The 16,476-nt window shown below is 67.5% G+C and carries 14 protein-coding genes; 8 read left to right on the forward strand and 6 right to left on the reverse strand.

Annotated features, from left to right (window positions below; all coding sequences use genetic code 11):
• Positions 1–43: 43 nt before the first annotated feature.
• From ABEA87_RS06065 to ABEA87_RS06100, 8 genes are all read left to right on the forward strand, one after another.
• On the forward strand, positions 44–718 hold the full coding sequence (locus ABEA87_RS06065) for a GntR family transcriptional regulator (protein ID WP_345626847.1): 675 nt from the start codon (positions 44–46) through the stop codon (positions 716–718).
• A gap of 166 nt (positions 719–884) precedes the next feature.
• A complete protein-coding gene (locus ABEA87_RS06070; RefSeq protein ID WP_345626849.1) occupies positions 885–2,108 on the forward strand; it encodes an amino acid ABC transporter substrate-binding protein in 1,224 nt (407 codons plus the stop codon).
• Positions 2,109–2,142: 34 nt separating this feature from the next.
• On the forward strand, positions 2,143–3,027 hold the full coding sequence (locus tag ABEA87_RS06075; protein WP_345626851.1) for a branched-chain amino acid ABC transporter permease: 885 nt from the start codon (positions 2,143–2,145) through the stop codon (positions 3,025–3,027).
• 3 nt (positions 3,028–3,030) lie between these two features.
• Positions 3,031–4,095 carry a branched-chain amino acid ABC transporter permease gene (locus ABEA87_RS06080; RefSeq protein WP_345626853.1) on the forward strand — a complete coding sequence of 355 codons (1,065 nt, stop codon included), beginning with the start codon at positions 3,031–3,033 and terminating at the stop codon, positions 4,093–4,095.
• A complete protein-coding gene (locus tag ABEA87_RS06085; protein WP_345626855.1) occupies positions 4,092–4,850 on the forward strand; it encodes an ABC transporter ATP-binding protein in 759 nt (252 codons plus the stop codon). The genes ABEA87_RS06080 and ABEA87_RS06085 overlap by 4 nt, the downstream gene beginning before the upstream one ends.
• 3 nt (positions 4,851–4,853) lie before the next feature.
• Positions 4,854–5,546, forward strand: coding sequence for an ABC transporter ATP-binding protein (locus tag ABEA87_RS06090; protein ID WP_345626856.1), 693 nt, complete (start codon positions 4,854–4,856; stop codon positions 5,544–5,546).
• Positions 5,547–5,975: 429 nt separating this feature from the next.
• Positions 5,976–7,451 carry a M28 family peptidase gene (locus ABEA87_RS06095; RefSeq protein ID WP_345626857.1) on the forward strand — a complete coding sequence of 492 codons (1,476 nt, stop codon included), beginning with the start codon at positions 5,976–5,978 and terminating at the stop codon, positions 7,449–7,451.
• A 188-nt stretch (positions 7,452–7,639) separates the two neighbouring features.
• Positions 7,640–9,928: a DUF6351 family protein gene (locus tag ABEA87_RS06100; RefSeq protein ID WP_345626858.1), complete on the forward strand. Its 2,289-nt coding sequence runs from the start codon at positions 7,640–7,642 to the stop codon at positions 9,926–9,928.
• A gap of 258 nt (positions 9,929–10,186) precedes the next feature.
• On the opposite strand, the gene ABEA87_RS06105 is transcribed toward ABEA87_RS06100, so the two are convergent.
• The 6 genes from ABEA87_RS06105 to ABEA87_RS06130 form a co-directional block, all read right to left on the reverse strand.
• Entirely contained in the window at positions 10,187–11,005 is an 819-nt protein-coding gene (locus tag ABEA87_RS06105) for a DUF3592 domain-containing protein (RefSeq protein WP_345626859.1), read from the reverse strand.
• A 213-nt stretch (positions 11,006–11,218) separates the two neighbouring features.
• Positions 11,219–11,674, reverse strand: coding sequence for a nuclear transport factor 2 family protein (locus ABEA87_RS06110; RefSeq protein ID WP_345626860.1), 456 nt, complete (start codon positions 11,672–11,674; stop codon positions 11,219–11,221).
• Positions 11,675–12,023: 349 nt separating this feature from the next.
• The gene (locus tag ABEA87_RS06115; protein ID WP_345626862.1) at positions 12,024–13,250 is read right to left on the reverse strand and encodes a glycoside hydrolase family 99-like domain-containing protein; all 1,227 of its coding nucleotides are present in this window, start codon (positions 13,248–13,250) and stop codon (positions 12,024–12,026) included.
• Positions 13,247–14,035 (reverse strand): ATP-binding cassette domain-containing protein, encoded by a 789-nt coding sequence (locus ABEA87_RS06120; protein ID WP_345626864.1) that lies wholly within the window; start codon positions 14,033–14,035, stop codon positions 13,247–13,249. Before ABEA87_RS06120 ends, ABEA87_RS06115 begins: the two co-directional genes overlap by 4 nt.
• Complete coding sequence (locus tag ABEA87_RS06125; protein WP_345626866.1) at positions 14,032–15,012, reverse strand: ABC transporter permease; 981 nt, start codon at positions 15,010–15,012, stop codon at positions 14,032–14,034. The genes ABEA87_RS06120 and ABEA87_RS06125 overlap by 4 nt, the downstream gene beginning before the upstream one ends.
• Positions 15,013–15,197: 185 nt before the next feature.
• On the reverse strand, positions 15,198–16,307 hold the full coding sequence (locus ABEA87_RS06130; RefSeq protein ID WP_345626868.1) for a sugar ABC transporter substrate-binding protein: 1,110 nt from the start codon (positions 16,305–16,307) through the stop codon (positions 15,198–15,200).
• Positions 16,308–16,476: the final 169 nt, after the last annotated feature.

Raw genomic sequence — 16,476 nt, forward strand, 5'->3', positions numbered from 1 at the left:
ATACGAGTTATCAACGGCGCGGTCTAGATCGATGGGGGAGCCTGTGCATCCAGAGGACATCGCCGCACTACTCCGCAGGGCGGTTCGGGAGCGGGTGCTGACGCCGGGCCAGCCGCTCAATCAGGACGAGCTGGCCCGGAGATTCGGGGTCAGCCGGATCCCGCTGCGCGAGGCGCTGCGGACGCTGTCCGGGGAGGGACTCATCGTGATACGCCCCGGGATGGGGGCCATGGTGATCGAACTCGACGCGCACGAGGTGGAGGAACTCTACGACCTGCGGCTGCAGTTGGAACCATCGTTGGCCCGCGCGGTCGCCGGACAGGTCCGTTCGCGGGACATCGATGAGTTGGACGGCCTGGTGCAGCGGATGGCGCAGGCCCCGAAGCCGGATCCCGAGGAGTGGTCCGGGTTGCACTACGTGTTCCGACGCCGGCTCTACGAGATGTCCGGCCGTCGGCACGGGCTGCGCCTGGTCACCCAGCTGCTCAACCTGGTCGAGCCCTACTCGCGCTACTACGCCCACGTGCTCGGCGCTCAGGATCGGGTCGGTGTCGAACTCGCCGGCGAGGTCGCGGCGCTACGTGCGGACGATGGCGAACTCCTGGCCAATCTGATCAGCGCGAACATCGAGCACGTCCGGAGCGCGCTGGTGGCGGCAATGGGTGCGGTCGAGGCGCCCAGGGATCGCCTGGACGAGCTGTTCACCGATCGCCACTGACAGCGGCCCGAGCGAGGGCCGGCGCACTCGTCGATGCCTGGCGTGGCTGACGCTGAGTATCCAGCGCGGCCACGCAGAGCACGTCAAAGATCTTGCTTCTTCGATGTATGGGGCGTATACAAGATATTCATAAGCTTGTCTCCATACGGCGGAGAGGAGGATCGCGATGAAGGTTCGAACCACCACCGTTGCCGTGACTGCTGTGCTGGCTCTGTCGCTGGCAGCCTGCGGCTCGAAGGGCAGTCGATCCACCAGTGGTGCCGATCAAGATCAGCTCACCATCGGCGTCTCGATGTCGCTGACCGGTTCGCTGGCCCGGGAGGGCCTGCTGACCCGCAGCGGATACGAGTTCTGCCAGCAAGTGATCAACGGCAAGGGCGGCATCCCGGTCGGCGATCGTAAAGTCAAGCTGAACCTGGTCTTCCAAGACGACACCTCCAGCCCCGACACCGCGGCCCAGCTCATCGATCAGTACAACGACAAGGGCTACAAACTGGTTCTCAGCCCGTACGGCTCCGCGGCTACGGAGGCGGCCGCGGCCGTGGTCGAGCGCAACGGACAGGTCATGGTGGACAGCCTGGGCGCCGATGACACCATCTTCGAGAAGGGCTACCGGCGCACCTTCGGCGTCCTGAGCCCCGGCTCGGAGTATGCCGCGTCGATTGTCGAGGCACTCCACGATCTGGCCAAGCCGACCCCGAAGACGGTCATCTTCCTCTCCGCCGACGATGGCTTCTCCAAGTCGGTCACCACGGGCGGGGAGAAGGCTGCCCGGGGCCTCGGCATGACCGTCCTGCCGACCCAGTTCTTCCCGAACGGCGCCTCGGATGTCTCGGCCGCCCTGTCCAAGGCCAAGGCACTGCACCCGGACGTGATCATCGGGTCGGTGCACTTCGTCGAGGGTGTGGCGATCATCAAGCAGAGCAAGGAACTCGGCGTGCGACCGCAGGGCTTCGGCGAGACCGTCGCCCCACCCACTCCAGACTTCCCGCAGACGCTCAACGAACTCGCCGAGGGTGTGCTCGGCTCCAGCCAGTGGGTGTCTTCCGGCAAGGGATCCGACAAGTGGTTCGGCACCTCTGCCGACTACGCGACCGCGTACAAGGCGAAGTTCGGTGAGGACGCGCAATACCACGCCGCCTCGGCGTCAGCGGCATGCCTCGCCCTGGTCATGGCCGTGGAAAAGGCCCATTCGCTGCAGCCCGACGCCGTCCGCGACGCGCTCGCATCCCTCGACACGCCAAGCTTCTTCGGTCCGATCAAATTCGACCCGACCGGAAAGAACGTAACGAAGCAGATGTCAGTCATCCAGATCCAGCACGGCGAGGCGGTACCGGTCTGGCCGGCCGATGTCGCACAGAAGCCGCTGATCTGGCCCGGTGCCGCATGAGCACTACCGTGCTCTGCCTCGCGCAGGCGCCGACATGAACGCATTTCTTCAGTCCACTGTATACGGTTTGTTGCAGGGTGGCCTTCTTGCCCTGGTCGCGGTCGGCTTCTCCCTGGTCTGGGGAGTGATGAACGTGATCAACCTGGCGCACGGCGCCTTCGTGGTGGTCGGCGCCTACGTCGCCTGGCAGCTCAACGAATGGTTGGGCCTGGACCCGTTCATCGCCATGTTCGGCTCAATGGCCTTCCTGTTCGTGACCGGCTACCTGGTGCAGCGCCTGCTGGTCAACCTGGTGGTCAACGCACCGGTGTTCATCACCCTGTTGCTCACCTTCGGGCTGGACCTGCTGCTCACCAACGGACTCATCATGATCTACTCCGGAAACTACCGGGCGATCAATACGTCCTACGCGTTGAAGAGCCTGGCGTTGGGTGGCGTGCGGGTGCCCGTCGGCCGGCTGCTCGGCTGCCTGCTCGCGGTGGCATGCTCGCTGCTGCTCGTCAGCCTCATGAAACGCACCCGCACCGGGCTCGCGATCGCGGCGACCGGGATGGACCGCGGCGCCGCCCGGCTGATGGGCATCCGGGCCCGGCACATCTACGCCCTCACCTTCGGCATCGCCGCGGCACTGGCCGGATTGGCCGGCGCGATGCTGGCCACGGTGGGCACCTTCAGCCCAGCCGACGCCAGCAAATACACCTTGTTCAGTTTCGTCATCGCCGTTCTCGGTGGGCTGGGCAACATGTACGGGGCACTCGCCGGCGGATTGCTGCTTGGCCTCGTCGAGTCGTGGGCCGGCCAGTACCTGTCCGGCACCCTGGTCAACGCGGTCGCCTTCGGGCTGCTGGTGCTGGTGCTGGTGGCCCGCCCAGCCGGGCTGCTCGGTCGACCGTTCTACGAATCGCGATTGGAGGTGTGAGCGATGGCCGCTGAATCTCGGGTGGACGTCACCGGCAAACCGGCCGCGGCGCCCCCAACACCGGCAGACGAACCAGACGGGTGGCGCCGGCTGAGACCCGCCACGCCATGGGCGATCGGCGCAATCGCCGTCCTCGCGGTCATCGCGTTACAGACCCAGCTCTACTCGGGACAGGTGCGCACAGTCAGCACGGTGCTGATGTTCATCGCGCTGGCCCAATCCTGGAACATCCTCGGCGGCTTCACCGGGTACGCGAGCTTCGGCCAGGTCGCCTTCTTCGGTCTGGGCGGCTATTCCACCGCCGTGCTGATGGCCAAGGCCGGCCTCTCATACTGGATGGCACTGCCGCTCAGTGCCGTCATCGCCGCGGCCTTCGCGGCCGTCATCGGGCTTCCGCTGCTCCGGCTGCGCGGGCACTACTTCGCGATCGCGACCCTCGGCGTGGCCGAGGGACTACGGGAGATCGTTATCAACGTGCCCCGGCTCACCGGGGGCGGCGCAGGCATCTCCATCCCGGTCGTGGGTAAGCATGCCAGTACCGCATACCTCGGCAACGACACCTTCTACATCGTGTTCCTCGTGGTGGCGGCGGCCACCACGGTCCTGGTGGGCGTGCTGTCCCGCAGCCGGTTGGGCTACGGGCTGCGGGCCATCCGCCAGGACGAGGCCGCGGCCGCGGCGGCCGGCATCGACACCACCCGGGCCAAGGTCACCGCCTTGGTGCTCTCCGCGTTCTGCACCGGGTTGGTCGGCAGCGTCTACGCGTTCCAGCAGGTCACCATCTACCCGGAGCGGCTGTTCGACGTCCAGATCACGCTGCTGATGGTGATGATGGTGGTCATCGGCGGAAGCGGTACGGTGCTCGGCCCGATCATCGGTGCGACCGCCCTGCAAGCTCTCAGTGAGTACCTGCGCGCCAACTTCACGGAGGTGCACACCTTCATCCTCGGCGCGATCATCATCGCCGCAGTGATCATCCTGCCCCAGGGCGCGGTGTTCTTCATTCGCGATGCCTGGCGTACCCGCCGACTCCCGCTACTGGACAACGTCCGGACGTACCGGCTATGAACACCCCAACCACCCCCGCTCTGCAGATACGCAACCTCAGCCGGCGCTTCGGCGGCCTCGCCGCGCTCAGCGACCTGTCCTTCACCCTCGCGCCCGGACAGATTCTCGGTGTCATCGGCCCTAACGGCGCCGGCAAGAGCACGTTCATCAACCTGGTCACCGGGCATCTGCGCCCGTCGACCGGGCAGGTGCTCGTGCACGGCGCCGACCTGACCGGCAAACGACCGTGGCGGGTGGCGGCGGCCGGCGTGGCGCGCACCTTCCAGATCGTCAAACCGTTCCGCGGCATGACCGCGCGGGAGAACGTGGCGATCAGCGCCATGTACGGCCCGACTCCGCGGCGTTCCAAGCGGGCCGCGCTGGCCGTCGCGGACGAGGCGCTGGAGCGGACCGGCTTCACCGCCGCCCATACCGCGACCCCGAACGAATTGTCCGTCGCCGATGCTCGCCGGTTGGAACTGGCCAAGGCCCTCGCGCTACGCCCCCGCCTGCTTCTGCTGGACGAGGTGATGGCCGGCCTGCGTGGTAAGGAGATCGACCGGTGTCTGGAACTGGTGCACCGGCTGCGCGAGGAGGGTATGACGATCGTCGTGGTGGAGCACCTGATGAAGGCGATTCTGTCGGTCAGCGACCAGGTGTTGGTGCTGCACCAGGGCCGCCTGCTCATCCTCGGTGAACCGCACGCGGTGCTCTCCGACGACCGGGTGATCGAAGCCTACCTCGGGCAGCGGTACGTGCAGCGAAAGGCTCGGTGACCCATGCTGGATGTGGAGAACCTCGCCGCTGGCTACGGCCGAGTCCAGGTGCTGTGGGACGTCAGCCTCCAGGTACAGCGGCACGAGATCGTCGCGCTGATCGGACCCAACGGTGCGGGCAAGACCACCTTGCTGCGCGCGCTGTCCGGGATCATCCCAGTGGCTGGGGGCACCGTGCGGCTGCACGGCAAGCCGATCAACGGGCGTAGCGTGGAGGACATCGCGTACCGTGGCGTCACGCACGTGCCCGAGGGCCGACGGTTGTTCGCCGGGTTGACCGTGCGGGAGAACCTGCTACTGGGTGCGTGGCGGCGCCGGGACAAGAACCTCGAGCCGGTGCTCGAGCTGTTTCCCAACCTGAGGGGCCGGCTGAACCAGGTCGCCGGCAGTATGTCAGGAGGCGAGCAGCAGATGTGCGCGATCGCGCGCGGCCTGATGAGCCAGCCCGCCCTGATGATGATCGACGAGCTGTCGCTCGGGTTGGCACCCAAGGTGGTCGAGGAGATCATGCAACGGCTGCCGGACATCGCCGCCTCGGGTACCGCCATCCTCGTCGTGGAGCAGGACGTCGATGCGGCACTGACCGTCGCGGAACGGGCCTACGTTCTGGAGAACGGGCACATCACCATGGATGGCCAGGCCGCGTCGCTGCTGGCCGACCCGAAGATCCGCATGGCGTACCTGGGCGTCGCCTGAAGGGGCCGGAAGTCGGGACGGGCCGCTGGTTAGGCCGGCGGCCTGCCCGGCCAACCCGAACCCGGGACGGACGCATCCGCGAGCTGGCGCCCACGGCTGTCCACTGTAGAGGGACCATGGCCAGCCGAGCCCCGGTTCCGGACAGCCCCCCGCTCACCTGAATCAAGGCCAGCAGGACCCTCTCGGGGGCGACGCTGAGGGCGAGCACGTAAACATTGCCAGGATACGAAGAAAGCTGGCGATGGGTCTATGCGACGTTTTAAATACAGAGTATACATCGTATCCATCCAGCCCAGTCTATGCGGAGCATGGACCCGGTCGAGATCGGAGGCTCTGTACAGCCGGACGAAGAGAGAAGGGAACAACATGACCCCGACACCGCAGAACGTGAGCCGCAGAGCGATTCTCGGCGGCCTCGGAGGTGCGGCCGTGGTGGCCGCCATCCCCGGCACCGCCAGCGGCGCCCCGACCAGCCCAGCCAACCCCATCGCCAGCACCGCGGCCTTCGCCGAACTGCCCGCCCCGACCGGTCTGGGACTGCCTCGCGACGGGGCCAGCCTCTACCTGCCGGACGAGGCATACCCCCACTTCCCAATGCCCAACGGCAGCCACGCGTACGCCCATCTCGACGGCCGCGCCATGAAGAAGGTGGTCGACCAGATCACCGGCTTTTCCCGACAGGCGCGCGATGCCGGAGTCCAGAACTGGGGCCGCATCCCCGGCACGCCGTATGAGCGGATGACCCTTGACTGGGTGCTCCACCAATTCCAGCGCATCGGACTTCATGACGCGCACCAGCAGGACGTCTCGGTGCAGCCACTGTGGTTCGCACACTCGTGGCAGGCCGAATGCCTACTCGGCACCAACTCCGTGCCGCTGCACACGACCTTCCCCATCGACGGCACGGTGGGAACATCGCCGGACGGCGTCACCGCCGACGCGATGTGGGTGGGGCTCGGGACGACCGCCGATTTCGCCGGCCGCGACGTCGCCGGCAAGGCGGTATTCATTTACAGCATCCTCACGCCGGGCGGACGAAGCCACAGCGCCGACCGCGGCGCGATCGACCGCGCCAACGCCGCTGGCGCCGCGATGGTCTTTGTGGTGATGGGTATGCCCGGCAACGCGGTGTTCCAGCCCATGGGCGGTGGCGGCACGGTCGCCCCGACGTTCACCATCAGCCCAGACGAGGGTAACGGCATCGGTGACATCCTCGGGTCGGGTCAACAGGTCAGGATCCGGCTGACCGCCGACATCGGCACGAGCGAAGCCCTCCGGACCAACGTGTGGGGCACCCTCCCGGGCAGAACCGACGAGGAGATCCTCGTCATGGCGCACACCGACGCCATCTTCGAGGGTGCACTGGACAACGCGGCCGGCCTGACGATGATGCTGGAAATCGCCAAGCACTACGCGGGCCTGCCCAAAGCAAAGCGCCGGCGCAGGATGACCTTCCTGACCACACCGGACCACCACCACGGCGCGTACGGCGTTCACTGGGTCCGCGACAACCACGACTTCACCAATACGGCGCTCATCATCAACTCGGAGCATCCGTCGCAGACCCTTCTCTACCTGCTCGACGACGGAATCATGACCTCGAACGCGATCAGCGCCAGGCGCTGGTTCGCCGGAGGCAGCGAAGCACTCCAGCAACTGGTGTATACCTCGCTCCGAGACTATGGCGTATCGGTGTACGCACAACCCGAGGAGCGACCGGGCGGCGAGCTCAGCTCCTTGTACCAGAAGGCGCCCAGCTTCCACATCATCGACCATGTCATCTACCACTCCACTCTGGACACCGCCGCGCTTGTGCCGGCGTGGGGCCTGGAGAACGCCACCGCCGCCTTCCTGCGGATCATCGACACCGCGAACGGCTGGGACATCGGCAGGCTACGAGCCTGACCGTCGAGGCCGGGTGGCATCAGCGCACAGCGCAACGTCCACCAGGGCCTCACCACCACCATCATCGCCTGCCCGGCACCCGAACAAGTGAGGGCCGGTCCGGTCGCTTTCCGTGCGAGCCAAACCCGTCACACCAGGACGGCCGCTGTCGCTTTCGGCCGTCCCAGCACCGGAAGGATGCGTTTGCCATGTTCAGATGGACCCGACCACGCACCGTGCTGGCCGCCACGGCCGGCGTCACGGGGCTGATACTGTCCGCCTCGGTCCCCGCTCAGGCGTCGGCGTCGACCGGCGACAAGGCTCCGCCTGGTCATTCGAGCGTCGTCATCACGACCCTGTCCACCCGCGCGGACCGGGTAAGCGGCGGTAACGTGCTGGCCCAGGTCGCGATGGCCGACCACGGCGATCGCCCGCGGATCACGCTCAACGGGCGCGACGTCACCTCGGCGTTCCATCCCGGCACCGCGGCGGGCAGCTACGTCGGCCTGGTGACCCACCTCAACCTGGGCCGCAACGCGCTGGTCGCGGAGGCGCGCGGCAAGACGAAGGGCCACTCGCGGGCCACGCTGACGGTCACCAACTACCCGCTGGCCGGTCCTGTCACCTCCGGCCCACACATCGAGCCATTCGCCTGCCAGACGCAGAGCTTCAAGCTGCCGGACGGCACCTTCCTCACCGACGCGCCGGTGACCAACGCCGACTGCGCGGCGCCCGCCAAGGTGACCTACCTCTACCTGAAGCAAGGCGCAACCACGCTGGTACCGCTGCCCACCGGGCCGCTGCCCAGCGACGTGGCGATGACCACGACCACGACCGGGAAGACCGTACGGTTCATCGTGCGAGTCGAGACCAGCACGATTGACCGCGGCATCTACCAGAGCGCGATCCTGTACGACCCCACGGTGGACCCGGCGCCCAGTCCGTTCACCCCGCCGGCCGGCTGGAACCATCGCCTGATCGCCGTGGAGGGAGCCGGCTGCCCGGGCGGCTGGTACATCCAGGGCGCGGTCACCGGCAGCTCGCCTGCCACCGCTGACCGGGACTTCGACCTGTTCAGCGTGAACCACCTCGGCCAAGGCTACGCGACCTTCACCAACACCCTGCAGCACCCGACGAACAACTGCAACTCGGTGGTGTCCGGCGAGGCGGCGATGATGAGCAAGGAGCACTTCATCGAGACCTACGGTGCCCCGAAGTACACCGTCAGCGCTGGCTGCTCCGGAGGCTCCTACGGCAGTATCCAGCTGGCCGACGCCATGCCGGGCCTGTTCGACGGTGCCCTGATCGAGTGCACCTTCCCCGACCCGCTGGCAATCGCCAACTCCGCCTCCGACTCCCGGCTGCTGGCCCACTACTTCCAGGCCACCAACCCGACCGGCTTCACCAAAGAGCAGCAGGTGGCGATCTCCGGGTACAAGTTCTCCGGTAGCGACGGGACCCTGGCGTGGATTGACTCCGCCCGCCAGTCCGGGCGCACCGACCCGGTGCCCGGACGGGTCGAGCCGGCGATCCCGAACTACGCCTCCGCTCCCGTGAGCTCGGCAGTGCCGCAGTCGCTGCTCTACGACCCGATCACCAACCCGACGGGCGCGCGCGCGGACCTCTACGACGCCAACCGGAACGTGTACGGCGTAGACCCTGACACCGGGTTCGCGCTGCGTACCTTCGACAACACCGGCGTTCAGTACGGCCTGGCCCAGCTGAACTCCGGCGCCATCACGGTCGATCAGTTCCTTGATCTGAACGCGGGCGTCGGCGGTCTCGATCAGGACGCCAACTACAGTGCCGATCGCGCGGTCGGCGACACCGGAGCGATCCGTCGGGCCTACCAGAGCGGACTTGAGTTCTCCGGCAGCGGTGGCATGAGCTCGATTCCGCTGATGGACATCACCGGCATCTACAACGACGATTCGGGCTACCACTACCAGTGGACCCACTTCGCCGCGCGGGAGCGCATCGCCGAGGCCAACGGCAACGCGGACACTGAGGTGATGTGGCGCGGGAACGTACCGTTCGCCCGAGCCTGGGACACCTTCATCGCCTGGGTCGAGGCGACCGTCGCGGACAAGTCGACCGCCCCCGCACACAACAAGGTGGTGCGCGACAAGCCAGCCGCCGCCGTTGACGGCTGTTGGGCCGATCCGAGCCGATTCGTCGCGGAGCGGCAGGTCTTTGGTAGCACGCCCAGTACCACCTGCAACCGGTTGTTCCCGTCGTACGCCTTCCCGCGCTACGAGGCCGGCAGCTCGGTAGCGGCGGATAACCTCAAGTGCCAGCTCAAGCCGGCGAACGTACGTGACTACCAGGCCTCGTTCACGCCGGCCCAGGCCAAGCGGCTCCACGAGGTCTTCCGCAGCGGCGTGTGTGACTTCAGCCGGAGTGGCGTCAGCCAGACCAAGATTGTGCCATGGGCCTCGTTTGGCCCGGCACCAGAAAACCTCGTCTTTGACGTCACGGACCATCACGGCCACCGCTAGCCATACAAGTCCCCAACGTTGTCGACAGGCCTGGTGCTCGATCATTAGGGGCGCCAAGCCAGCGTCCGCACCGAGGTAGCTGGATCGCCGGGCCCCGCGAAGGCCCGGCGATCCCGCCCAGCCCACGGGTCGCCGCAGCGTTCACCGAACTGGCGCTGATGATCTGACCTCGGGCCTTGGGCCATGGGCCTTGGGCCTTGCGCCTTGGGCCTCGCCACCGGCGCAACCGGTCGCCCGATCCGATGCTGCGACAGCGCCCTACAGCTTCTCCCACTCCAGGACCGCCATGGAAACTCCGGGCCGGATCTGGGCGACGCGTACCGGCACAGTGACGCCGGGCCTGACCTTGGCGGCGTAACGGGGGTCGACGCGGGCGGGTGCGTTCTCCATCCGGTACGAGGGGCCGCTGTCCAGCTGTACCCACATGTCGAGCAGATAACCATCGGTATCGCTGACCCGGACCGTGTCGACAATCGCGCGACCCGGGGCACCGATCGCGCGCACCTGCTCGGGAAGCTGGGCGGGCTGTCGGTCGGTGCGCTCGGGCACCCGGGGAAGCACGATGCCGGGCGGCAGTTCCATGATTGGTTGCTGGGCGGTCGGTTGCTGGATGGTGGGTTGCTGGGCGGCGGACGAGACCTCGGCCGCCGGGGTGTCCCAGTCGATCTCCACCTGGTCGGGCCGGGCCGGGTCGACCCGCACGGCGAGCACAGCGCCCACCGCCACGCGGGCCAGCTGGAGCAGCGGCACCGCCTCGCGCACGGTCACAGGATAGGCGGCCCGGTCGGCGACGGCCACCGACAGCCCGAACTTGACGACCGGTTGGTCGTTGACCGTCAGGCTGGTCTGCGCGACCGATTCGATCCGGGCTGCACCCGCCAGGCCTTCGACCATCAGGTACTGCCGGCGGCGTCGGCTGCGGACCGCCTCTCGGCCGGTGGCCACGAGCGCGAGGCCGAACACCACGAAGATGATGGCCATGACCAGTGGCCAGGCCGCCAGCGCGCCGACCGCGACGGCCGCGATGAGGCCCACGCCGGCGGCGATGAGCACGAGACCAATGATCACGACAGGCACCCGGCGATCGTCCCAGCGCCCTCCGGCTGCCGCAACCCACGGCCGGCCAACACTTGCGGAAAGGTCAGGGCGCTACGACTTCTTCCCATCGAGGGCCGCCATGGACGCCGCGGGCCGGTGTGGGTGCGGAAGATGCCGTCCGTGCAGGTCCGCGCCGCCTTCCGTTCGCTGCGGTAGAACGAGGCGACCCGTGGGTGCCCCGGCCGGACGTGGTCATGATGCCGCTGGACCCGGCCGGGGCGCCGAGCCCGCCAGTGGAGTCGGGTCGAAGTACCGGACCTCATAGACGCGTTCGGTGAACTTCCAGCCCTCCGAGGTGCGCCGGTAGCGGTCGTGGTAGATGGCGTAGTTCAGCCCCTGGCGGCCGTCAAGGGTACGGGCGAGCTCCTGGATGTAGGCGCGGCCGGACGCGGTGTCGCCGTCCAGCTGGATGGTGCCCGGGTGCGTGGTCTGCACGAAGAAGTCCCACTGGGCCTGCAGTCGCTCGCCCCCGGCGCGGATCTCTTCCCGGCCGACCAGTTCCGCGGGGATGTTGGGCATCCGCAGTGCGCCGTCCGGCGTGAACAGCGACGCGAGGCGCGCACGGTCGCGCATCATCGCGGCGTCGGTGAACTCGCCGCGCAGCGCCTCGATCTCGACGCGGTCGGCGATGGTCTGAAAGTCAGTCACGCGTCCTTCTCCTTGTCCGGGTGTGTCCGTCATACCGGTACGACGGCGCAGCCCCCGGTGATGTGAGGCGGCGGCGCCAACCTCACGGTTGACCGACCGCCGACCACCCACGCACCGGATGCCTGGTGCGCAACCAGGCGGTTCAGCCGCTAACTTCGGCGCCACCCAGTACACCCGCGTACCCGCAACCTCCTGGGCCGGCTGCCCCCACCGTTGATGGGAGGGTCAAGCCGGCGTGAGCGTTGGCCACGAGGCGGCGGGCAGCGCGGCGGCCCGCCGGAGGGACGAGGGCGAGGCGAGCCACCGCGATTGAAGCCTCAACTCGGGATTGTTCGCGGTGTCATGACCGTCATTGCCGCACGTGTGCCGGCCCGGCCGACGCATTCTTGATTGCCGAGCGAAGGGCCTCCAGATAGGCAAGGCCGTGCCGGTCATCGGGCTCGAGATAACTGCCCTCGGTCCACTCGTTCCAGGCGTTGACCAGGACCGCCGGGTGGTGAGCGTGGCTGAGTGCGTGGAGGGCGGCGTCCTGGACGGCGACGCCGAAGGCATCCGGGGTGTTGCCGTCCAGGATGCTCGTGAACGGGTATCCGCGTTCCCGGTCCATGGGCCAGTCGACGGCGCGCGGGCTCGGGTCCCAGCCCATCGTGACGTTCGGCAGGTAGCGGCCCTGCAGCGAGGTGCTGAACTCGGCCCACACTTCGCGCGCCCGTCGGAGGACCCGCTGGTAGTCGGTGGTCGGAAGGGTGTCGAACCCGGCCTGAGGGTGGTGCCACCAGGTGTAGTGCGTGACGGTGTCGAGCCCGAGCCGGGCCGCCATGGCCGGCGTGTCGTCGATGTTGAACGTCGTCACCGCATTCAGGTGCAGGCGCGGGATGCCGGCTTCGTTCGCCATCGCGCGGAACTCGGCGAGCATGTCTGCCGCGGCGTTGATCCCGCCCATTCCCCGGACGAACGACGGCACGTCGTAGAGCGAGAAGTACGGTGCGTCGTCGAGGCGCCAGTAGGACGGGTGATGCAGGTACCGGTCGATAACGTGGGCGAACGCGCTGCGTGCGTGGTAGCGGGTGTTGGGCGCGGGCAGCAGCACCGGTGGAGTGAGGTCTTTCGCCGGGTAGAGGTCGACCCACTCGTGGTTGGCCCACATCAGTGCGAACCGGAGTTCACCGAGGCGTTCGGCGCGCAGCAGCCCCTCGTCGAGGGCCCGGTTGAGGAATGGATGGTTGTCGTACCAGTACCAGTCGACGACGAAACCGGTCAGGCCGTGCTCCAGTGCGGTGTCGACGATCCGATTGGCAGCGCGCGCGTCCGCCTCGTCCGCATAGCCCCACGCTGGGACCTTCGGTTGGTAGTGCTCCGGGTACCGGGGCGTGGCCCGGTGGAGGATGTCCCACTCGGTCCACCCGGGCTTGTGCATCAGGTCGTTGGTGGCGTCGGTGTGCCACTGCGGGTAGTAGTAGGCGAGCACCTGCGGAGTGCGATCCGCGGGGAGATCCGCTGACTGGGGCGTGAAGGCCGGGAGATCTGTGCCCGCGAACGTGGGTCGGTCGGTGGCGTCTTGGTTCGGCGCGGTCATGCGTAGGCTCCGGGGTCGGGAAGGGGCGTCGTAGCGGCGTCATCGTCGTTGCCGTAGACGATGAGCTTGACGATCTCGTCTACGGTGCTGCGTTCGCGTTCCCGGATTCCGGCGACGGTCCCGAGGTGCATGACGAGAATGCGGTCGGCGGTGCGCCAGACCTGCTGCAGGTTGTGACTGATCAGAATGATCGCCTTGCCGGCGGCCCGCAGGTCGCGGACGAGCTGGAGGACCCGTTCGGATTCCTGCACCCCCAGTGCCGCGGTCGGCTCGTCCATGATCACGATGTCGGGGCCGCCGACCAGGACGCGACCGATGGCGACCGCCTGCCGCTGGCCACCGGAGAGCAGGTACACCGGGACGCGCACCGACGGCAGCTTGATGGTCAGCGTGGAGAGCAGCTTCTCCGCCTCGCGGTAGATGCGGCGGCGATCGACGAACGGTCCCCGGTGGAATTCGCGCCCGAGGAACAGGTTGGCGGCGACGTCTCGGGTATCGACAAGCGCGAGGTCCTGGTACACGGTGGCGATGCCGGCGGCGGTGGCGTCGGCCGGCTTGCTGAAGGCGACCGGGCGACCCCTTACCAGCACGCGACCCTCGGTCGCGTCGTAGGCGCCGGACAGGATCTTGATCAGGGTGCTTTTCCCGGCGCCGTTGTCGCCCAGCACGGCGAGGACTTCGCCGGGGTAGAGCTCGAAGCTGACATCGCGCAGGGCACGTACGTGCCCGAAAACCTTGCCGATGCCTTCGGCCGCCAGGATCGGTGCGCGGTCGTTGTCGGTCATCGCGTCCTCCGTCGCTCGGCGACCGCACCCATGACGACGGCCAGGACGAACACCGCTCCACGAGCCAGTTGCTGGTAGTAGGAATCAACCGACATCAAGGTGAGTCCGTTGTTGAGCACGCCGATGACGAGCACGCCCGCCAGCGTTCGCTCCACCCGTCCCGCGCCACCGCCGAGCCCGATCCCGCCGAGCAGGACGGCGGTGAGGACATCGAACTCGGCGCCGACTGCATAGTTCGGGCCTCCGCTGCTGGACGTGCCGGTGGTCATGACGCCACCGAGCGCCGCCAGCGCCCCCGTGATGAGGAAGACTCCGGTGTAGAGCCGCTTGGTGCGTATACCCGCACGGAGCGCGGCGCTCGGATTGCCGCCTACGCCGTAGACGTGCCATCCGGCGCGGGTGAAGGTCATGACTATCGTTGCGATCAGGAAGACGGCCAGCAAGATCCACACGGTGGTCGGAATGCCGATCGGGCGGTCGTTGACGAAGTTGGTCAACGCCAGGTGCGTCAGCGGCTTGTCCTGCCCGTTGGTGGAGATCAGTGCGACGCCCCGGATCACGATGCCCATCGCGAGGGTGGCGATGATCGAGTTGATGCCGACGCCGACGATCAGCGCGCTGTTGGCCAGACCGATCAGGAGGCCGACGCCGATGCCGGCAACGACGGCCAGCGGGGTGGACCAGTGCTCGTCTTCGATGAGAATGCCGACGATGACGCTCGTCAGCGCCACGTTGGCTCCGACCGTGAGGTCGAGCTGGCCCGCTATGAGCGCGATGGTCATGCCGGCAGCGAGCACGCCGGTGACCGCGACGGCCGACCCGATGTTGAGCAGGTTGCGCTCGGACAGGAAGTACGGCGATGCCCGCCAGAAGTAGATGACCAGGCCGACCAGCGCGACATAGATGCCAAGGTCGAGCACTCGGTCGACCAGGGTGTGCCGGCCCGCACGCTCGTCCGGGCCGCGGTTGGATTCCACCGCACCTCGGCGAAGCCAACCGCGTGGGTCGAGCACGCCGAGGGCGTTCGCCGCTCGTCCCGGCGATGTGGACTGCCGCCGGAAGGACTCCGATGGCCGCTCGCTGGTTCCAGTCGAGCGATCGTGACCAGACAGTGGGGAGGTCACCTTCGTCTCCTGCATCTGGGCGTTTTCGGCGTTGAGGCTCACTGGGACTTGTCGTTCGGGTAGAACTGGTCGACGTTCGCGGCCGTGAGCACCCGGTTGACCTGATAGGAGGCGAGCGGCTTGTTCATCGCCGTGGCGATCGCCGCCTCGATCCAGTTCCAGCCCTCGGCGTACGGCTGGTAGTCGATGGCAGCGACGAGAACTCCCGCGTTGCTGGTGTCACGAAGCGCGATGCGCGCTGCCGAATCGCCGCCGTTGCTCACCGCGAGGATGTCGTCCTTGCGTCCGGCGGCCTTGGCGGCGTTGATCGCGCCGATGACCGGTTCGTCGCCGTAGGACACGACCAGGACCACGTCCTTCGGGTGGGCGGTGAGGAAATCCGTGAAGGTGCTGGCCGCCGACGAGGTCGGATCCTGACCGGGCGGTGTGAGCATCGTCGTGTTCGCCGCCGGGATGCCCAGCTTCGCCTCGGCTTCGGCGAAGGACGCCTTGACCCGGGTGTCACAGGGAGTGCAGTTGGCCGATGTGATGCCGGCGACGAGGACCGTGCGGCCCTTCCACGCGCCGGCCATCTTCGCCTTCGCCTGGTCGGCCAGCGCGTCGGTGGCCAGTTTGCCGACCTGCTCGTCGTCGACACCGAAATGCGCCACGTTCTTGAAGCTTCCGTCGATCATGACGATCTTGGCGTGGTCGCGCTCGACCGCGTTGTAGGTCGCGTCGTTCATCTGGCCCGAGCCGATCACCGTGGGCTGCTTGACGGCGATCTGCTGGTAGGCGCTCAGCTCAGTGTCGTATTTGAAGTTCAGGTCCGACTGATCGAGGCTCACCCCGTAGAACTTGGCCGCGGCCTTCATCCCTTGCGACCAGGTCGCGAAGTACGGGTAGCTCAGGCTGGGGTTGAGGAAGGCGAACCGGTAGTGCTCGGGGAGCTTCTTCGGGACAGCGAACAGCGGGCGCACCTTGTACGCACCGGTCGCCGCGGCGACCTCGGCTGCGGTGTAGGTCGCGCCGGCCGGGGCACTGTCGTTCGAGCTGCCCCCGGTCGACGAACCGCCGTCACCGTTCTTGCTTGATGCACACGCCGAGCTTGCCGCGATGAGTGCTACGCCGCACAGCACCAGCGTGGTCTTGCGCCAGAGCGATCTCACGTGCGTGCTTCCTTCCAGGCGATCCCGCGCCACCCGGTGCGGACGCCGCGGGCACTGAAATGGTTCAACGCTGCGGTACGCTAGCTTCCGGCGCTAGACACGTCAAGGTTCGGGAGGCGTTCGGTGGCGGTTCGGAAAGCTAAAACCTCGGTCAACGGCGTGCCGCCGG

Source organism: Rugosimonospora acidiphila, assembly GCF_039543385.1.
GTDB lineage: Bacteria > Actinomycetota > Actinomycetes > Mycobacteriales > Micromonosporaceae > Rugosimonospora > Rugosimonospora acidiphila.